17 protein-coding genes are annotated in these 17,529 nt (G+C 65.0%); 1 reads left to right on the top strand and 16 read right to left on the bottom strand.

Translation table 11 applies throughout. The features are described 5' to 3' along the window. Positions 1-9: 9 nt before the first annotated feature. The 6 genes from CA236_RS10395 to CA236_RS10370 all read right to left on the bottom strand — a co-directional run bounded on the left by CA236_RS10395 (position 10) and on the right by CA236_RS10370 (position 6,033). Positions 10-1,332: a PQQ-binding-like beta-propeller repeat protein gene (locus CA236_RS10395; protein ID WP_125945533.1), complete on the bottom strand. Its 1,323-nt coding sequence runs from the start codon at positions 1,330-1,332 to the stop codon at positions 10-12. Beyond that, positions 1,329-2,042, bottom strand: a complete 714-nt coding sequence (locus CA236_RS10390; RefSeq protein WP_046408593.1) for a tetratricopeptide repeat protein — start codon at positions 2,040-2,042, stop codon at positions 1,329-1,331. Before CA236_RS10390 ends, CA236_RS10395 begins: the two co-directional genes overlap by 4 nt. Before the next feature lie 65 nt (positions 2,043-2,107). Next, positions 2,108-2,968, bottom strand: coding sequence for a 3-methyl-2-oxobutanoate hydroxymethyltransferase (gene panB, locus CA236_RS10385; protein ID WP_125945532.1), 861 nt, complete (start codon positions 2,966-2,968; stop codon positions 2,108-2,110). Between the two features lie 45 nt (positions 2,969-3,013). Further along, positions 3,014-3,406, bottom strand: coding sequence for an ArsC family reductase (locus tag CA236_RS10380; RefSeq protein WP_046408670.1), 393 nt, complete (start codon positions 3,404-3,406; stop codon positions 3,014-3,016). Positions 3,407-3,618: 212 nt separating this feature from the next. Beyond that, complete coding sequence (locus CA236_RS10375; protein WP_164518908.1) at positions 3,619-4,707, bottom strand: phytanoyl-CoA dioxygenase family protein; 1,089 nt, start codon at positions 4,705-4,707, stop codon at positions 3,619-3,621. 144 nt (positions 4,708-4,851) lie between these two features. Further along, a complete protein-coding gene (locus tag CA236_RS10370) occupies positions 4,852-6,033 on the bottom strand; it encodes a GNAT family N-acetyltransferase (RefSeq protein WP_125945530.1) in 1,182 nt (393 codons plus the stop codon). Between the two features lie 451 nt (positions 6,034-6,484). Between CA236_RS10370 and CA236_RS10365 the strand changes: the two genes are divergently transcribed. Further along, the gene (locus tag CA236_RS10365; protein ID WP_241212602.1) at positions 6,485-9,025 is read left to right on the top strand and encodes a GGDEF domain-containing phosphodiesterase; all 2,541 of its coding nucleotides are present in this window, start codon (positions 6,485-6,487) and stop codon (positions 9,023-9,025) included. Positions 9,026-9,091: 66 nt separating this feature from the next. Here the strand turns inward: CA236_RS10365 and guaA are convergent, their stop codons facing one another. The 10 genes from guaA to rpsE all read right to left on the bottom strand — a co-directional run bounded on the left by guaA (position 9,092) and on the right by rpsE (position 17,529). Then, positions 9,092-10,645: a glutamine-hydrolyzing GMP synthase gene (guaA, locus tag CA236_RS10360; protein ID WP_125945529.1), complete on the bottom strand. Its 1,554-nt coding sequence runs from the start codon at positions 10,643-10,645 to the stop codon at positions 9,092-9,094. 158 nt (positions 10,646-10,803) lie between these two features. After that, entirely contained in the window at positions 10,804-11,226 is a 423-nt protein-coding gene (gene rplQ, locus CA236_RS10355; protein ID WP_046408586.1) for a 50S ribosomal protein L17, read from the bottom strand. 259 nt (positions 11,227-11,485) lie between these two features. Continuing rightward, positions 11,486-12,547, bottom strand: coding sequence for a DNA-directed RNA polymerase subunit alpha (locus CA236_RS10350; RefSeq protein WP_046408585.1), 1,062 nt, complete (start codon positions 12,545-12,547; stop codon positions 11,486-11,488). 92 nt (positions 12,548-12,639) lie between these two features. Further along, positions 12,640-13,029, bottom strand: coding sequence for a 30S ribosomal protein S11 (rpsK, locus tag CA236_RS10345; protein WP_019516037.1), 390 nt, complete (start codon positions 13,027-13,029; stop codon positions 12,640-12,642). 86 nt (positions 13,030-13,115) lie between these two features. Continuing rightward, positions 13,116-13,484, bottom strand: a complete 369-nt coding sequence (gene rpsM, locus CA236_RS10340) for a 30S ribosomal protein S13 (RefSeq protein ID WP_046408582.1) — start codon at positions 13,482-13,484, stop codon at positions 13,116-13,118. Between the two features lie 267 nt (positions 13,485-13,751). Then, positions 13,752-14,402 (bottom strand): adenylate kinase, encoded by a 651-nt coding sequence (locus CA236_RS10335; RefSeq protein ID WP_046408581.1) that lies wholly within the window; start codon positions 14,400-14,402, stop codon positions 13,752-13,754. Between the two features lie 35 nt (positions 14,403-14,437). Next, positions 14,438-15,784, bottom strand: coding sequence for a preprotein translocase subunit SecY (secY, locus tag CA236_RS10330; RefSeq protein ID WP_046408579.1), 1,347 nt, complete (start codon positions 15,782-15,784; stop codon positions 14,438-14,440). Between the two features lie 187 nt (positions 15,785-15,971). After that, complete coding sequence (gene rplO / locus CA236_RS10325) at positions 15,972-16,514, bottom strand: 50S ribosomal protein L15 (RefSeq protein WP_125945528.1); 543 nt, start codon at positions 16,512-16,514, stop codon at positions 15,972-15,974. A gap of 94 nt (positions 16,515-16,608) precedes the next feature. After that, positions 16,609-16,785 (bottom strand): 50S ribosomal protein L30, encoded by a 177-nt coding sequence (rpmD, locus tag CA236_RS10320; protein ID WP_046408576.1) that lies wholly within the window; start codon positions 16,783-16,785, stop codon positions 16,609-16,611. Between the two features lie 6 nt (positions 16,786-16,791). Continuing rightward, positions 16,792-17,529: a 30S ribosomal protein S5 gene (gene rpsE, locus CA236_RS10315; RefSeq protein ID WP_046408574.1), complete on the bottom strand. Its 738-nt coding sequence runs from the start codon at positions 17,527-17,529 to the stop codon at positions 16,792-16,794.

Below are 17,529 nucleotides of genomic sequence, written 5' to 3'. Positions count from 1 at the left end.
GGCCTCCGATCAGCGATAGGCCGACAGCCGCCCCTTCTGGTCAAGGACGTACATCGTCTGGTTGGCGACGACGGGCGACAGCGTGAACGGCGCGCCGTTGTCGATCGTCACCTGCACGCTGCCGTCGGCCGGCGACGTGCCGACCAGCTGCCCGCGCGAATTGGTCAGCCACAGCCGGTCACCGGCCAGCACCGGGCCGAACCAGGTATAGGGGCCCTTGCGCTTCTCGACATTGCGATAGGCCTGCAACTGGTTGATCCAGCGCACCTTGCCGTTGGCACGCGACAGGCAGACCAGCCGCGCATCATCGGTGACGATGAACAGCCACTCGCCGGCCAGCCACGGCGTCGTGATGCTGGCAAAGTTCTGCTCCCACAGCCGCTGGCCGGTCGCGATCTCCACCGCCACCATGCGCCCGCCCTGCCCGACGGCATAGACGCGGCCGTCGGCGATCACCGGTTCGGCATCGATATCGGCAAGGCTCGACACCGACGTCGAGGAACTGGTGCGCGACAGTGCGTCCTGCCACAGGGTGCGGCCGTTCTCGTAGCGATAGGCGTTGAGCTCGCCCGTGGAGAAGCCCGCAACGATCGTGCCCGATGCGGCCGCGGGCGCCGCGACGCCGAACACGCCCTGCGTCTCGACGCTGGCGGTGGCCGTCCACACGACCTTGCCGTCATTCTGGTCGAGCGCGAACAACTGATTGTCCTGGCTCAGCACATAGACCTGGCCGTTGGCGACGGTCGGCGCGCCGCGCAGCGGACCGCCCGGCTTCGACCGCCATACGACGGCGCCATCGGTGGCGTTCAGCGCGACGACATCGCCCAGCCCGTCGGTCGCATAGACGCGCCCGCCGTCAAAGCTTGCCCCGCCGCCGAACAGCGCCGCCTTGTTGGCGTCACCATCGGACAGTGCGGTGGTCCACTGGCTCGCGCCCGTCTCGGCGGAAAAGGCATGGACGTTCGCTTCCACGTCGACGACGAACACACGCCCTTCGGCGATGACCGGCGCCGCGCCCAGCCGCTGCCGGTTGGAGCCGCCGTTGATCGATGCCGTCCACACGCGCGCGGGCGATGCGCCCAGCGCCAGCTGGCCCATCGACTTGGCGGCATTGCCGCCCGGCTGGGCCCATTCGGTGTTCACCACTGCCGGCGGCAACAGCACCTGGACGCCGGCCAGCGACGGATCGACCTCCGCCGCGCTTTCGGCCACCAGGATCGGAACGCGGTTACCGACCGTCGGCGTCTTCTTGGGCGAACCCTTGAACACGCCGCAGGCGCTCAGCCCCATCAGCGCCGCGAGGGCGATGGGCGCGGCAATCGATCTCTTCATTGCTTCGTCACGTCCTCTTTCGTGCCTGCCTCGGCCGGCACGGCATCGACGCCCAATAGGCCCGCCATCTGAACTGCGCGTTGACGGATCGACGGCGGCACCTGCTCCGCCTGGGCGATCTGCCCGAACAGCCGACCCGCCAGGTCGCGCTTGTTCTGCTTCAGATAGGCCATTGCCACCAGTTCGCCGGCGCTACCGAAATACGGGTTCTCCGGCACCGCGATCGCGCGCAGCCGCTCGACCACCTGCTCGGGCTTCAGCGAATCATATTCCGCGCTCGTCTGTCGGATCAGCGCCAGGTCGCGGAACGGTTCTGCCAGCGACGTGTCGGATGCGATCGCGCCGAACTTGGCAGCCGCACCTTTCAGGTCGTCCTTCTGCAGCAGCAGGTCGGCCTCAGTGAACAGCGCCACCGCGCGATAGCCGGGCGCGCTGGAATCGGCGAGCTTGGCGAGCTCCGGCGACGCCTTGGCGGCATTGTTGGCCGCCAGTTCGTCCCAGACCAGCTGAAGCTGCTCGCCCTCGCGGCCGGCGGCTTCATTCTGCTGGTGGCGCCAGAACAGGTAGCCGGCAAAGATCGCCAGGCCCACCACCAGAAGAATGGCAATCGCCAACCCCCAGCGTTTCGCCAAAGCGGCCGCCTGCTCCTTGCGGAGTTCCTCGTCGACTTCACGCAGGAAGGCTTCGTTGTTTTGCGGCGTCAGCGCCACGGCTTACTCCAACTTGTCGGAAAGGCGGCGGACGATACGCTCACCGCTGGAAAAACAAAAGCGGCTCAGGATTTCGGAACGTAGATCTGGTCGGCGCCCGGAAATGCCCGCTGGCGCACCTCGTCGGCATAGCTTGCCGCGCGTTCGCCGATATAGCCGGCCATGTCGCCATAGCGCTTCACGAACTTGGGCACGCGCTCGAACATGCCCAGCATGTCCTCGGTCACCAATACCTGGCCGTCGCACTCCGCAGAGGCGCCGATGCCGATGGTGGGAATCGCGACCGAGCGGGTGATCTCCACCGCGATCGGCTCCATCACGCCCTCGATGACGATCGAGAAGGCCCCCGCTGCCGCAACGGCCTGTGCATCGCCGATGATCTTCTTGGCCTCGGCCTCCGACCGCCCCCGCGCGCCATAGCCGCCCAGCGCGTTCACCGCCTGCGGCGTCAGCCCGACATGCGCCATCACCGGGATGCCGCGCTCGGACAGGAAGGAGACGGTCGGGGCCATCGCCGCCCCACCCTCCAGCTTCACCGCCGCCGCGCCGGTCTGCTTCAGCAGCCAGGCCGCGCTTTCGAACGCCTTTTCCGGGCTCGCCTCATAGCTGCCGAACGGCATGTCGACGATGACCATCGCATGATAGCTGCCGCGCACCACCGCGGCCCCGTGCGCCGCCATCATGTCCAGCGTGACGGGCACGGTCGAAGGAAGGCCGTAGATCACCTGACCCAGGCTGTCGCCGACCAGCAGCATGTCGCAATGCGGATCCAGGATCTGCGCCATGCGCACGGTGTACGCGGTCAGCATCACCAGCGGCTCCTTGCCCTTGCGCTGGCGCACGGCGGGAACCGTCACCCGCTTCATCGGTGTCGCCACCGGCGTTGCCCGGCTGGTCGAGCTGTCGATCGTGAAGGTCGTGGACATGATGGGCGCTTAGCGGGTTCGTGCCGGGCAATCCAGCGGCAGACCTCAGTTCCCCTGCGCTCCCTCCTGCGCCGCCTCCTGTCGGCCCGCGGCTTCCAGCGCCTGCTGGAAACCATCCGGCGAAAAACCCACCGCGATCACGTCATCGACGACGAGGATCGGGCGCTTGATGGTCGATGGGTGCTCCTGCATGATCCGCAGCGCCGTTGCCGCGTCCAGCGACGCGCGCTCCTCCTCGGGCAATTTGCGAAACGTCGTGCCCTGCCGATTGAGCACCCGCTCCCATCCATGCTGCGCAATCGCGCGGTTCAGCACGTCACCGTCGACGCCGTCGGTCTTCCAATTGTGAAAGCGATAGCCGACCGCCTGGCCGTCCAGCCACACCCGCGCCTTCTTCACCGTGTCGCAATTCGGAATCCCGTAAACCGTCGTCGCCATCATCACCCTCGTCACCTTCAGCAGCGCTGATAGCGGTTTGTGACCGCAAAAGCAGTCGGCGTTCTCGCGCGCCAGGTGCAGGCGCGGCAGGTTCGGCGAGGCATGGCTCTGAAGCGGCCGGAAACGCACCGTCAGCTTGCGACTGTCATGACGGTCACACCGGGCCTGCTTCGCCTGGCCGGGGGCTTGAACGCGGATTCGAGACTGCAGGACTATCCGCTAGCCTTCTCATCTCGCAACCCAGCAACCGGGGCGGCGCAGAAGGCAGGAAAATCCAGAAGATCACCAAGGCTTATGGAATTGGCGATGAGCGTGGGGTGTGGCGAATACCCGGCATGCCAGGCTTTGGGCTCGACCGGGTTCCGCGCGATACTCATGCTGAAGAGGCGCCGAGGATGCGGCGATCGGTTGTCGGGTCCGGCATGGAGCAGGTCACTTTGATATAAGATGACCGTACCCTTACGGGGCGCCGTCTGCACCAAATGGAACATCTCACTGAGCACATCGCGATGCCTGTAAAGCCTCCATAATGTCCTTGGGCCCAGGTTCCGAATACTGAATTGCGAGTTCTTCCCCAAGATGAAGCGCATCAAATTCGGCTGATGCTCATCCCACGCGCTGGAAAATACGCGATCACGGAATTCGCCCCACGCCAAGGATGTCTTTCCTTGTTTGAGCATTCTCCACAGCTTCGCCAGGTTGTAGCAAAGGATGGAGGCATTACTTTTTACCCGAAACAGCTCCATTAGCTCATGAGCCGTGGCGCCACGCCGCTCTTCGGCGCGGCCGTCCAAGTGCGTCCCCGGAATGAACACCGTCCCGCCTTGAGCCTCTGATACATCTGCCACGGCGGCAAAGAGACTGATTACACCGGCTGGATCACGGTGAACATATTGATGCGACGAGCCAATATAGCTGGTCAATGTGGTGACCTCCAGCAGCGGATGCGTCCGGGCACAATAGGTTGAGATGACCGGTTCAATGCGCTGCGCCAACATGGCAGCAAAGCTCAATACCGGCATCGTCGAAGGCAGAGAGCAAAAGTCGCGACGCACGTAACGATTGTCAGTCTCGCTGGCGAATGAGCCCCGGACGCGATCAGGATCCTCGATTGTTTGACGAATCAGTTCCAGGCCAACATCTGATTCCTCGTCCGACATCAGGTCCGTGAAGATGACGAAGCCCTCCCGGTTCATCACCGTCAGGGCTTGTTGAACGCAGGCGTCCGTCAGCTTGCCGTCCGCGTTCAAGGTAGCGGGCACTTCAAACAAGGACATTTCATTGCGGGTCTCTAACTTCATGTCCGCTGCCTCATTTTGATCCGGCATTCGCCTTACGACCCACCTTTTCGGTACACTCATGCCTGATGTGTCGAAGACTGTGGGCCAACTCATGGCGACGCGCTAAATCACGTTATCGGGGTCGGGCGGCGCCATGGGGGTGCATCACCGGCTGACGGCGAATGCTGCCGCCGCGACGGCGGCTGCGGTGGCGACCTGCGCGACGATCCGATTGCGGTGCCGGCGCGCATCCATGCTCGCGGACAAGTCGGTACGCGCAAGCTCCGACTTCGGTCCCCATTTGAAGCTGAGGAGCCAGCCAAGGGGTGAGCTTCGCACGATCAACAGGTCGATCATCTGCGAACCCGGCCGCGCGCCCATCTCCTGCTTGTAGCCGCTATCGCCAACCCCCAGATCTACCGTCTGGACACCCTGACCGGCAGCCCACTGAAGCTGGCGATATGTGACGATCTTGCCCGGCCGGGCCGCTGCGAAGCGCTCGTCATAGCTGCTGGCGATGCTGTACTGACGCTCGCCTGCCCGAAGATCGAAGGAAAAGGCTGCCGGCTCCCCGCCGACGGTCAGGATGGTCGCGGAGAGAGCCTCCGCAATTTGGGGATCGCCGACTGCACGGCGCCACAGCGCGCATTGACCAGCCGCGAGAAACTGAGCGCCCCTGCCGTCGCTTCTTCGGCCGACCCAGCTATTCGCCTCAATCGCAGCCAGCGCCTCAAAGACGCCTTCGTTCCAGGCGGACCCGGTGACGAAGCGAACGTGAAGCTCTCCCTTTTTCGCCAGTTGCCGCTCGTAGTTTTCCAGGCGCCGGCGTGTCGATTTTCTCGGCCAGCCGCCGCTATCGATCTGATCGCGCAGGCTAAGTACGAAGGTCTTCCCGAGCGTCCGAACCAGAACCGTCCAGCCCGAGCTGACCGCGGCCTGTTCCAGCATCGCGACCGCCAGATCTTCTCTTAGCACCGGACCCACCCGCCACACCGGCGAGAGTGCCCGGCGCGCTCGCGGCGCTGACAGCAACGCCTGTAGCTCGGCCGGCTGAGCATCCGCGGCCACAGCGATGGAGCGGAACGGCCAGTAACTGCCCGGGACGGCGCGGATGCCCATCAAAGAAGGCCCAAGGCCGGCGGAGGGTATGGCAGCGACCGTGCTGCCGTCCGGCCGCATCGCCAGCACCGTCCGGGCATCAATCGCGTTGGCCGCCTTGAACCAAGCAGCGCCCATGAAGCAGGCCCCGGACCAGAGTCGCGGCGCCGGTGCGTCCAGCTTCGGCGAAATTCCGTGGGCGACTTCGACCCGAATGTCGGCTTCCGGTACGATGCGGCGTTCTACCACGTGATGCTCCCTAACATCGCCGAATAGAATGAGAATTAATAAGATTGCGCTAAGAATGTCGTCGCATGTTTGGTCGCGTGCATGCCTACTCTCCGCCGCCGCAGGTGTCCCAGGCGCAATTCAGCAAGCAAAAAAAGCTAACGGCTAGTTTCCGGTCATAGCTGTCATCAGATCAAATGACCGATGTAGCAAGACAATCGTCAGCCGGAGCGAGCGCTATTCGGGCGGTGAAGCGCCGGTACTTACGTCAGCGTCGTATCAGCCGCATGGGGGATCATGCCTCGCGCTCCGCTTGCAGGACCAGCGCGACAACATGGTTTCCACGGCAAATATCCGCTAAGGTCCCGGGGTGTCGAAACGCTGCCCGTCGCAGGACGGGAATGCGGCCGGCGCCCCGCACAGTTGCCTTCTGTTAGGAACTTGTCGGTAGGACGTGTTCGGGGCGAAGGTGATGAGGGGGAAGTTGGGGCAGGTGGCGAACGTGAGGGCATTTCTGTGCGCGTTGCTGCTGTTGGTCGCCAGCCTCCTTCCGCAGGGTGCCGCAGCGACAAAGATCGACCTGTTGCGCACCGCCTGCGTCACCAGCCTGCCCGACGGCACCACGCCGCAGGACATCGCCGCTGCGCCCTATGCCTGTGGCGACCGGGCGGACACGCGCCAGCACGAATGGATATGGCTGCGCCTCGATCACAAGCTGCTGAACGGGCTCGCCCCCGGCTGGCACTTGCTGGTCGATCAGACCCGCTTCGACAAGATTTCGGTGCTGGTGGTCGACCGCCACAGCACGCGGCGATCCACCTGGTCGGCCGGCGAACTGGGGGAAAATTGGGCGGCGGGCGGCTTGCTCAGCTTCCCCGTGGCAAGCGCCGGGTCGGACACCCGCGCGCTGTATCTCGGCTTTCGCAAGCTCGACACGCTGTCCTTGATGCGCAAGGTCGTGGCCGTCTCGCCCGACACTGCGTTTCGCGACGATGCGCGCTGGCTGATCCTGATGGGGCTGTTCACCGGCGCCTTGCTGTCGGCGCTGCTCTACAATGCCGTGATCCATGCCGGGCAACGCTATGCCTTTCAGCGCTGGTACCTGCTCTGGCTCACTGCGGCGCTTGCTTATGGTCTGACATGGACCAACATGGCCGCCTTCGTCTTCCCGTGGCTGGTCGGCCCGACGGCGGTACGGCTCGATTTCACCCTCGTCGGCCTGATGGTCGCGGCGGGCAACATGTTCTTCTTTGCGGTGATCGAACGCGGCATGCTGCCGCGGCCGCTGGTGGTCGCCGGCCGGTCGCTGGCGCTCGCCGGCGCGGTGCTCGGCCCGCTCGCCGCGGCCGATATGTTGCTGCCGCCCATCATCACCGATCGCCTCTTGAACTATGCCATTGCAGCGACCGGCGTGACCGTCGCGCTGTCGTGCTGGATCGCGGTCCGCCGCGGCAGCCGCGTCGTCTGGTTCTACATGGTCGGCTGGGGGCCCGTGATCTGCGTCTTCCTGGCGCGGCTCGCCCGCAACCTGGGCTTCGCGCCGCAAAATGATTTCGTCGACATGGCGACCTTCGCGGCGCTGGCGTTCGAGGGGCTGATCCTCTCGCTGGCGATCGCCGACCGCTTCCGGATGCTTCGACAGGAGCTCGAACTGTCCCGCCAACGGCGAGAGATCGTCCAGGCGGAGGCGAATGCGCTGCGCACCGCGGCGCGCACCGACTTCCTCACCGGCCTCGCCAACCGCGCCGCCTTCAAGGACGAGGCGGAGGAACTGATCTTCGCCGGCACGCCGTTCACCTTGTTCCTGATCGACGTCGATTACCTGAAGCATACCAACGACCGCGTCGGCCACGCCGGCGGCGACATCCTGCTGCGGGAGATCGCGCGCCTGCTCTCGACCGGTGTCGCGCAGGTCCCGGGCGCGCAGGTCGCCCGCATCGGCGGCGACGAATTCGTCATCCTGTGCCCGGGCGGCGAGGCATGTGAAACCGTGCTCGCCCGCGCCATCGCGGGGATGCAGGGCGCCCCGTGGCACTTCATGGGGGAGGAGCGCACCATCTCGCTCAGCGTCGGCTCGGCACGCTATCCCGAGGATGCGACGACGCTCGACCTCCTGTACCAGAACGCCGACCTCGCGCTCTACAATGCCAAGCGGCTCGGCCGGATGCGCTATTACCGCTACGATCCGCTGCAGCGCGCGCTTCGCGACCTCCAGGTCGAATTCAGCAACGACGCCCACCGCGCGCTGGAGCGCGGCGAATTCGCGCTCCACATGCAGCCGATCGTCACCCTCTCCTCGGGCGCGGTCTGCGGCTATGAGGCGCTGCTGCGCTGGGACCATCCCGAATATGGCATGATCACGCCCGAGCGGTTCGGCGATGTCCTCGTCGCGGAACGGATCGGGCTGCTGATCCAGGAGCGTGTGCTCGATCTCGCGCTGGGATGGATCCGTCGTCACGGCCCGTCGATCGGCACGCTCAGCGTCAATTTCACCGCGGCGCAGCTCGTCGGCCGGCGCGCCGCGGATCGCGTGCTCGAACGGCTGCGCTATCACGATGTCTCGCCCTCGCTGCTGTGCATCGAGGTGACGGAGGGCGTGATGCTGGATCGTGGCGCTGATTCGATCCTCGCCAATCTGCGCACCCTGCACGAGGCGGGCATTGCCATCGCGCTCGACGATTTCGGCACCGGCTACGCCTCGCTCGTCCACCTGCGCCAGATGCCGGTCGACCGCATCAAGATCGACCGCTCGTTCATCGCCAGCATCGACGAGCGCGACGGCGGGACGCTCGCGATCGTGCGTGCGATCATCGGCATGGGCCGCGGTTTGGGCAAGGTCGTGGTCGCGGAAGGAATCGAGACGGAGGCACAGGCCCACCGCCTCCGCCTCCTCGGCTGCCACGTCGGCCAGGGCTACTACTACGCGCGCCCCGCGCCCGATCCCGTGCCACAGCAACGCGCGCTTGCCGCCATGGCATGCCCGACGATCAAGATCGCCGCGGTGGAAGCCTGAACCCCGCGGCTCCTACCGCCGGGGCTACCATCTACACCCGGCGCGGCGACGCCGACCGCACGGGGATCATTCCCACTCGATCGTGCCGGGCGGCTTGGACGTATAATCATACGTCACCCGGTTGATGCCCTTCACCTCGTTGACGATCCGCGTCGACACCCGCGGCAGGAACCCGCCCGGGAACTCGAACGCCTGCGCCGTCATGCCATCGGTGGAGGTCACCGCGCGCAGTGCCAGCACGCTTTCATACGTCCGCCCGTCGCCCATCACGCCGACCGAGCGGACCGGCAGCAGCACGGCGAACGCCTGCCAGATGGCATCATAGAGCCCCGCATTGCGGATCTCTTCCAGATAGATGGCGTCGGCCTTGCGCAGGATGTCGCACCGCTCCTTGGTCACCTCGCCCGGAATACGGATCGCCAGGCCCGGCCCCGGGAACGGATGCCGGCCGACGAAGATGTCCGGCAGCCCCAGCTCGCGGCCAAGCTCGCGCACCTCGTCCTTGAACAGCTCGCGCAGCGGCTCGACCAGCTTCATGTTCATCCGCTCGGGCAGGCCACCGACATTGTGGTGGCTCTTGATCGTCACCGACGGCCCGCCGGTGAAGCTCACGCTCTCGATCACGTCGGGATACAGCGTGCCCTGCGCCAGGAACTCCGCCCCGCCGATCTTCTTCGCCTCGCTCTCGAACACCTCGATGAACGTCTTGCCGATGAACTTGCGCTTGGCCTCGGGGTCAGTGACGCCGGCCAGCCCGTTCATGAACAGCGCCTCGGCGTTCACGTGCACCAGCGGGATGTTGTAATGGCCGCGGAACAGGCTGACGACCTGGTCGGCCTCGCCGGCGCGCAACAGGCCATGGTCGACGAAGACGCAGGTCAGCTGGTCGCCGATCGCTTCGTGGATCAGCACCGCCGCGACCGCCGAATCGACCCCGCCCGACAGGCCGCAGATCACCTTCTTCTGGCCGACCTGCTCGCGAATCTCCGCGATCTTGGTCTCGCGGAACTCGGCCATCGTCCAGTCACCGGCCATGCCGCAGACATGACGCGCGAAATTCTTGATCAGCCGCGCGCCATCCGGCGTGTGCACCACTTCCGGGTGGAACTGCATGCCGTAGAACTGGCGGCTCTCATCGGCGATAATCGCGAAGGGTGCGCCGGGCGACGTCGCGACCGGCACGAAGCCGGGCGCCAGTTCGCTGACATGGTCGCCATGGCTCATCCACACCTGATGCCGCTCGCCCTCGCGCCACAGGCCGTCGAACAGGCCGCAGCCGCTCTCCACCTCGACGAATGCCTCGCCAAACTCGCCGGCATAGCCCTTCTCGACTCGCCCGCCGAGCTGCAGGTTCATGACCTGCTGGCCATAACAGATGCCCAGCACCGGCACGCCGCTGTCGAACACCGCCTGCGGGGCGCGGGGGCTTCCCTCGTCGACCACCGACGCCGGGCCGCCCGACAGGATGACGCCGCGCGGCTTCATCCGGGCAAAGGCTTCTGCGGCCGACTGGAAGGGAGCGATCTCGCTGTACACACCCGCTTCACGGACGCGACGCGCGATAAGCTGCGTCACCTGGCTGCCGAAGTCGATGATGAGTATGCTGTCGAGCTGTTCCATGGCGGGCCTGTAGCGATCCCGCGGCCCGCGCGAAAGAGGGACAAACCCGAAGACGTGCCGCCCCCTGCCCCTCACATCGTCGCTCATGCCCCCGAAGCAAAAGGGGCGCCCCGGCAAACCGGAACGCCCCCTTTCTTTGGATCGGATGATCGGCGCGATTAGGCGGCCTGATCGAAATCCTCATCGGTCATGACCGGACCCGAATCCTGGCCCTTCGCCGAAACGTCGCGGTCGACGAATTCGATGATCGCCATCGGCGAGGCGTCGGACGCACGGATGCCGGCCTTGATGATGCGGGTGTAACCACCGTTACGGTCGGCGTAGCGCGGTGCCAGCACATCGAACAGCTTCACCAGCTGCGCGTCGTCGAGCAAGCGAGCATGCGCGAGACGACGGTTCGACAGGCCGCCCTTCTTGCCCAGCGTGATCAGCTTCTCGATGTACGGGCGAAGCTCCTTCGCCTTGGCGAGCGTGGTGGTGATCTGCTCGTGCTTGATCAGCGCTGCCGACATGTTGCGGAACAGGGCAATGCGGTGGGCCGAGGTCCGCTGAAGCTTACGGCCGCCTACGCGGTGACGCATGATATGTCCTTCTCTCGTTCGTCAGGGGGCCGTTTGGTCCCCATCAAAGTGATCCTTTGATGGTTGCCCTCCGGTACCCCGGGACAGGTGGGACGTGGGGCCACCCGATGTACGTCACCCCGGCATCATGCCGGGGCCCTGGTAACTTTTCTGCCGGGCCGGCGTGGCGGAACCACGCCGTCGGTCGGGATCGGCTTCGCCGACCCGCCGGCCGGGCCTGTCCTGCCTCCCGGCGCAGCCACGCTGCGCCGGTGCAGGATCAGCCCATGATTTCCTGCTCGAGCTTCTTGGCCATCTCTTCGATGTTCTCAGGCGGCCAGCCCGGGATTTCCATGCCCAGACGCAGGCCCATCGACGACAGCACTTCCTTGATCTCGTTCAAGGACTTGCGGCCGAAGTTCGGCGTGCGCAGCATTTCTGCCTCGGTCTTGCCGACCAGATCACCAATATAGATGATGTTGTCGTTCTTGAGGCAGTTGGCCGAGCGAACCGACAGTTCGAGCTCGTCGACCTTCTTGAGCAGGTAACGGTTGATCTGCTGCGTGTCGCTGACCGGCTCTGCGCCGGCTGCGGGTGCCGCCACGCCGACCGGGGCCGAACGGGTAACCGCCGAATCGTCGAAGTGGACGAACAGCGCCAGCTGGTCCTGAAGGATGCGGCCGGCATAGCCCAGCGCATCTTCCGGGGTGACCGTGCCGTCGGTTTCCAGCGTCAGCGTCAGCTTGTCATAGTCCAGGTCCTGGCCAACGCGGGTCGGATCGACCTTGTAGCTGACCTGGCGGACCGGCGAATACAGCGCATCGACCGGGATCAGGCCGATCGGCGCATCGGCCGGGCGGTTCACGGTCGCCGGGACATAGCCCTTACCGGTGTCGGCGGTCAGCTCCATGTTGAAGGTCGCGCCTTCATCCAGGTGGCAGATCACCAGTTCCGGGTTCATGACTTCGATGTCACCGGAAACGGCGATGTCGCCCGCCTTCACTTCGGCCGGGCCGGTTGCCGACAGCTGCAGACGCTTGGGGCCTTCGCCCTGCATCTTGAGGGCAATCTGCTTCACGTTGAGGACGATGTCGGTGACGTCCTCGCGCACGCCGGCCAGGCTCGAGAACTCGTGGAGCACGTTCTCGATCTTGATCGACGTGACCGCTGCGCCCTGCAGGCTCGACAGCAAAACGCGCCGCAGCGCGTTGCCGAGCGTCAGGCCGAAGCCACGCTCCAGCGGCTCGGCCACGAAGGTCGCCTTTCGCTTGCCATCGCCGCCCTTCTTCTCGAGCGCGTTGGGCTTCTTAAGTTCCTGCCAGTTCTTTGCGTTGACGGACAAGGCTCGTGTCCCCTGATGTTGGGCCAGTCGTGGGGCGCGACCGGCCTGGAAATAAAAGGGCACCCCGACTCGTCAGCCGGGGGCCAGAACCATCAGACGCGGCGACGCTTCGACGGACGCACACCGTTGTGCGGGATCGAGGTCACGTCGCGGATCGACGTGATCTGAAAACCGACCGCCTGCAGCGCGCGAAGCGCCGACTCGCGGCCCGAACCCGGACCCTTCACCTCAACCTCGAGCGTGCGGACGCCATGCTCGGCGGCCTTCTTGCCCGCGTCCTCGGCAGCAACCTGGGCGGCATAGGGGGTCGACTTACGCGAACCCTTGAAGCCCATCATGCCGGCCGAAGACCAGCTGATCGCATTGCCCTGCGCGTCGGTGATGGTGATCATGGTGTTGTTGAAGCTGGCGTTGACGTGCGCCACGCCGGCGGTGATGTTCTTGCGCTCGCGACGGCGAATACGCTGCGGTGCCTGTGCCATTTGGTAATCCTGACCTTTGTTTCAAGCGGAGGCCGGGAGGCGACATGCCTGCAACCAGCCCCTCGACAGAAGAAGAAGCGTGACGCTTACTTCTTCTTGCCTGCGATCGGCTTCGCCTTGCCCTTGCGGGTACGCGCGTTGGTGTGCGTGCGCTGGCCGCGAACCGGCAGGCCCTTGCGGTGACGCAGGCCGCGGTAGCAGGCCAGGTCCATCAGGCGCTTGATGTTCATCGCGGTCTCGCGACGCAGGTCGCCTTCCACGGTGTAGCCGGCGTCGATCGCCTCGCGGATCTGGAGCACTTCCTGGTCGCTCAGGTCCTGCACGCGGCGCTCCGGTGCGATCTCGAGCTTCTCGGTGATTTCCTTCGCCTTGGAAGGACCGATGCCGTGGATGTACTGCAGCGCGATCAGAACGCGCTTGTTGGTCGGGATGTTAACACCCGCGATACGTGCCATGAAATTCTATCTCCTCGTGCTCCACAGGGCGCGGCATGGATCACGCACCCCATCTCTTCGCAGGACCTTCCGCCACGCAGAAATGCGGCAAGCGCACTGCGCACTGCCGGACTTCAGGTGTTGGAAGGGCGGTGAATTAGGCGCGCACAAACGCCATGTCAAGCAATGGGTTCCGCATCTGGCCACTCCTCAATCGGGCGAGGCCAAAACATATCCACGAACAGGCCGCCCGCGATGCGCGCGCGGCCATTGTTCGCCGGATCTCGCTCAGCCGCGATCCAGGATTTCCTCGATCGACCGGGTCACGACGGCAATGTCCGCCATCCCGTCGACTCGCCGCACCAGCCCGCGCGCTTCATAGATCGGCAGGATCGGCGCCGTCTTGGCGCGATACTCCGCCATCCGCGTACGCACGGTTTCCTCATTGTCGTCGGGCCTGCGCTTGAACTCATGGGCGCCGCAAACATCGCAGGTTTCCGCCACTTTCGGCTGCTTGAACCGGTCGTGATAGCCCGCACCGCAGTTCGCGCAGGTGTAGCGACCGACGATTCGCTCGACCAGCGCGTCCTCGTTCACCTCAAGCTCGATCACGTGGTCGAGCGTGCGGCCACGCTCCTCAAGCAGCAGGTCCAGCGCCTCGGCCTGCGCCGCAGTCCGCGGATAACCGTCGAAAATCGCTCCCTGACCGTCAGACAAACGGTCAAGGTTCTCCCCGATCAGCGCCGACACGATCGCGTCGGACACCAGTTCGCCCGCATCCATCACCGCCTTCGCCTGAAGGCCGACCGGCGTACCAGCCTTCACCGCCGCGCGCAGCATGTCACCCGTAGACAGCTGAACCATGCCGCGCTCGGCCACGAGGCGCTCGGACTGCGTGCCCTTGCCCGCCCCCGGAGGCCCAAGAAGAATGATGTTCACGAAAACGTCCTCCCCTTTCGATCCACCCGCGCGTCTCAGCGCAGACGACCGCCCTTCAGCTTCGCCTTCTTGATGAGGTCACCATATTGGTGCGCCAGCAAGTGCGACTGGATCTGTGTCACCGTATCCATTGTCACGTTGACGACGATCAGCAAGCTCGTGCCCCCCAGATAGAAGGGGATCGACAGCGCCGACACGAGATATTCCGGCACCAGGCAGATGAAAGCCAGGTAGGCCGCGCCGATCACGGTGATCCGGGTCAGCACATAGTCGAAATACTGTTCCGTGTTCTTGCCGGGACGGATGCCGGGTACGAACCCACCGTAGCGCTTCAAATTCTCTGCCGTCTCCTCCGGGTTGAACACAACCGCCGTGTAGAAGAACGAGAAGAAGATGATGCCGGCGCCATACAGGAGCATGTAGAGCGGGCTGCCGTGCTGCAGATACTGGTTGAGGCTGATGATCACGTCACCCCACCAGCTCTCACCCGACACGCTCTGACCCGCGAACTGCGTGATCGTCAGCGGCAGCAGAAGCAACGAGGAGGCAAAGATCGGAGGGATCACGCCCGCCGTGTTGATCTTCAGCGGCAGGTGGCTGCGATCGGCCTGAACACCGCGCGCGGTCTGACGCTTCGGGTACTGGATCAGGATCCGGCGCTGCGCGCGCTCCATGAAGCAGATGAACAGCACCAGGCCAGCGACCGCCAGGATGATGGCGATCACGATCGCCGGGCTCATCGAACCGGTGCGGCCACCTTCGAGCAGGTTGACGATCGTCGTCGGCAGATGGGCGACGATGCCCGCCATGATGATCAGCGAGATACCGTTGCCGATGCCGCGGCTGGTGATCTGCTCACCGATCCACATCAGGAACATCGTACCGCCGATCAGCGAGATGACAGCAGCAACCCTGAACAACATGCCGGGCTCAACCACGGCCCCGCCCGCTTCCAGGCCGGTCGCGATGACATAGCCCTGGATCGCGGTCAGCAGCACCGTGCCGTAGCGCGTATACTGGTTCAGCTTCTTGCGACCGCTCTCACCTTCCTTCTTGATCGCTGCAAGCTGCGGCGAGAGCGAGGTGGCGAGCTGCACCACGATCGACGCCGTGATGTACGGCATCACACCAAGCGCGATCAGCGACGCACGCTCAAGCGCGCCGCCCGAGAAGGTGTTGAAGAAGTCCAGCACACCGCCCTTGGTCTGCTGAGCCAGTGCAGCGAGGCCGGTCGGGTCGATACCCGGGAGCGGCACGTAGCTGAGCAGGCGGAAAACGATCAGCGCACCGATCGTGAACCACAGCCTCTTCTTGAGGTCGGTCGCCTGCGAGAACTTCGCGAGGCTGATACTTTGCGCCATTTGGTCGGCTGCGGATGCCATCGTACGTCGGTGCCTTCGGAAACGAAAAACGGCGGAGCGGGTTATTATGCCCTGCCCCGCCGCTCATATAGGCCTGCTCGAAGGCTTGTCTAACCTAGCGAGCAGATTCTGCTCCGGTAAAACCGGAAAGCAGATCGCAAGCGGATCCAGGCAGCACCCCGACGCTGGGCCGGGGAGCCGTCTGTGGTCAGTTGCCGGACTTCGCCGCCTTGTTAGCCAGACGCGCCTCGCGAGCCTTGCCCTTCTTGGCTGCGGCCTTCTCCGCAGCCGCGACGACTTCGATCACGTTGACCGAACCGCCAGCCTTTTCGATCGCCTCACGCGCCGAGGCCGAGACGCCGGCAACGGTGAAGTTCAGCTTCGCGCTGATCTCGCCCTTGGCGAGCAGGCGGACGCCATCCTTGCCGCCACGCGCCAGGCCAGCGGCCTTCAGCGCAGCGTGATCGACGTCGGTGCCGGTCAGCTTGCCTGCGTCGACCGCCTTCTGGATCGCGCCCAGGTTCACCTCGGCATAATCCTTGGCGAAGATGTTGTTGAAGCCGCGCTTCGGCAGACGCATGTGGAGCGGCATCTGACCGCCCTCGAAGCCCGCGATGGACACGCCCTCACGGCTCTTCTGGCCCTTCTGGCCGCGACCGCCGGTCTTGCCCTTGCCCGAGCCGATACCGCGACCGACGCGGATCTTGCGATGACGGGCGCCTGCGTTGTCCCGGAGTTCGTTCAGTTTCATGTGTGCACTCGCTTTCGCTTTTGTCGCGCTGATAAAAAGGAAGGGGGCCGCTTAGCCCCCTCCCCCGTGTTTGTCACTAGTCGGGCAAGGACGCTTAGTCCTGGACCTCGACCATGTGCTGCACCTTGCGGATCATGCCGCGGACCTCGGGGCTGTCCTCGAGCTCCGAAACACGGTGCATCTTGTTGAGGCCAAGGCCAATCAGCGTTGCGCGCTGGTCCTTGGTGCGACGGATCGGCGATCCGGTCTGCTTCACCTTGATGGTTGCCATGTCGGCTTACTCCGTGATGGCCGCAGCATCCGCCTCGGCGGTCTGCGAACCACCGCGGCCGAGCAGATCGGCGATCTTCTTGCCACGGCGCTGTGCAACCGCCTTCGGCGAGGTCTGGTTGTTCAGCGCCTCGAACGTGGCGCGGATCATGTTGTACGGGTTCGACGTACCGACCGACTTGGTCACCACGTCGGCAACACCGAGCGACTCGAAGATGGCGCGCATCGGGCCACCCGCGATGATGCCGGTGCCCTGCGGCGCCGAGCGGACGGTGACGCGACCGGCACCGAAGTGACCGTTCACGTCATGGTGCAGCGTGCGGCCTTCCTTCAGCGGCACGCGAACCATCGCCTTCTTGGCAGCGGCAGTCGCCTTGGAGATCGCCTCCGGCACTTCGCGCGCCTTGCCATGACCGAAGCCGACACGGCCCTTGCCATCGCCGACCACGACGAGCGCTGCGAAGCCGAAGCGCTTACCGCCCTTCACCGTCTTCGACACGCGGTTGATGTGGACGAGCTTCTCGATCAGCTCCTCACCACCCTCGTCGCGGTTGCGGTCGTCACGACGACCGCGACCACCGTCACGGCCACCGCGGTTGCCACCGGGGCCGCCACGGCCACGGCCGCCACCAGGGCCGCCACGACCACGACCACCACCGGCATAACCACCGCCCTGCGGCGCGTCATTGGTGGCGGGAGCTGCGTCCTGCTGCACCGCTTCCGGCGCGTTGTTTTCGTCAGCCAT

The sequence above is a fragment of the Sphingomonas sp. ABOLG genome (assembly GCF_003950435.1).
GTDB classification, from domain to species: domain Bacteria; phylum Pseudomonadota; class Alphaproteobacteria; order Sphingomonadales; family Sphingomonadaceae; genus Sphingomonas; species Sphingomonas panaciterrae.
Note: the sequence above shows the minus strand (reverse complement) of the source record. Positions and strands in the feature narration are given on the sequence as shown.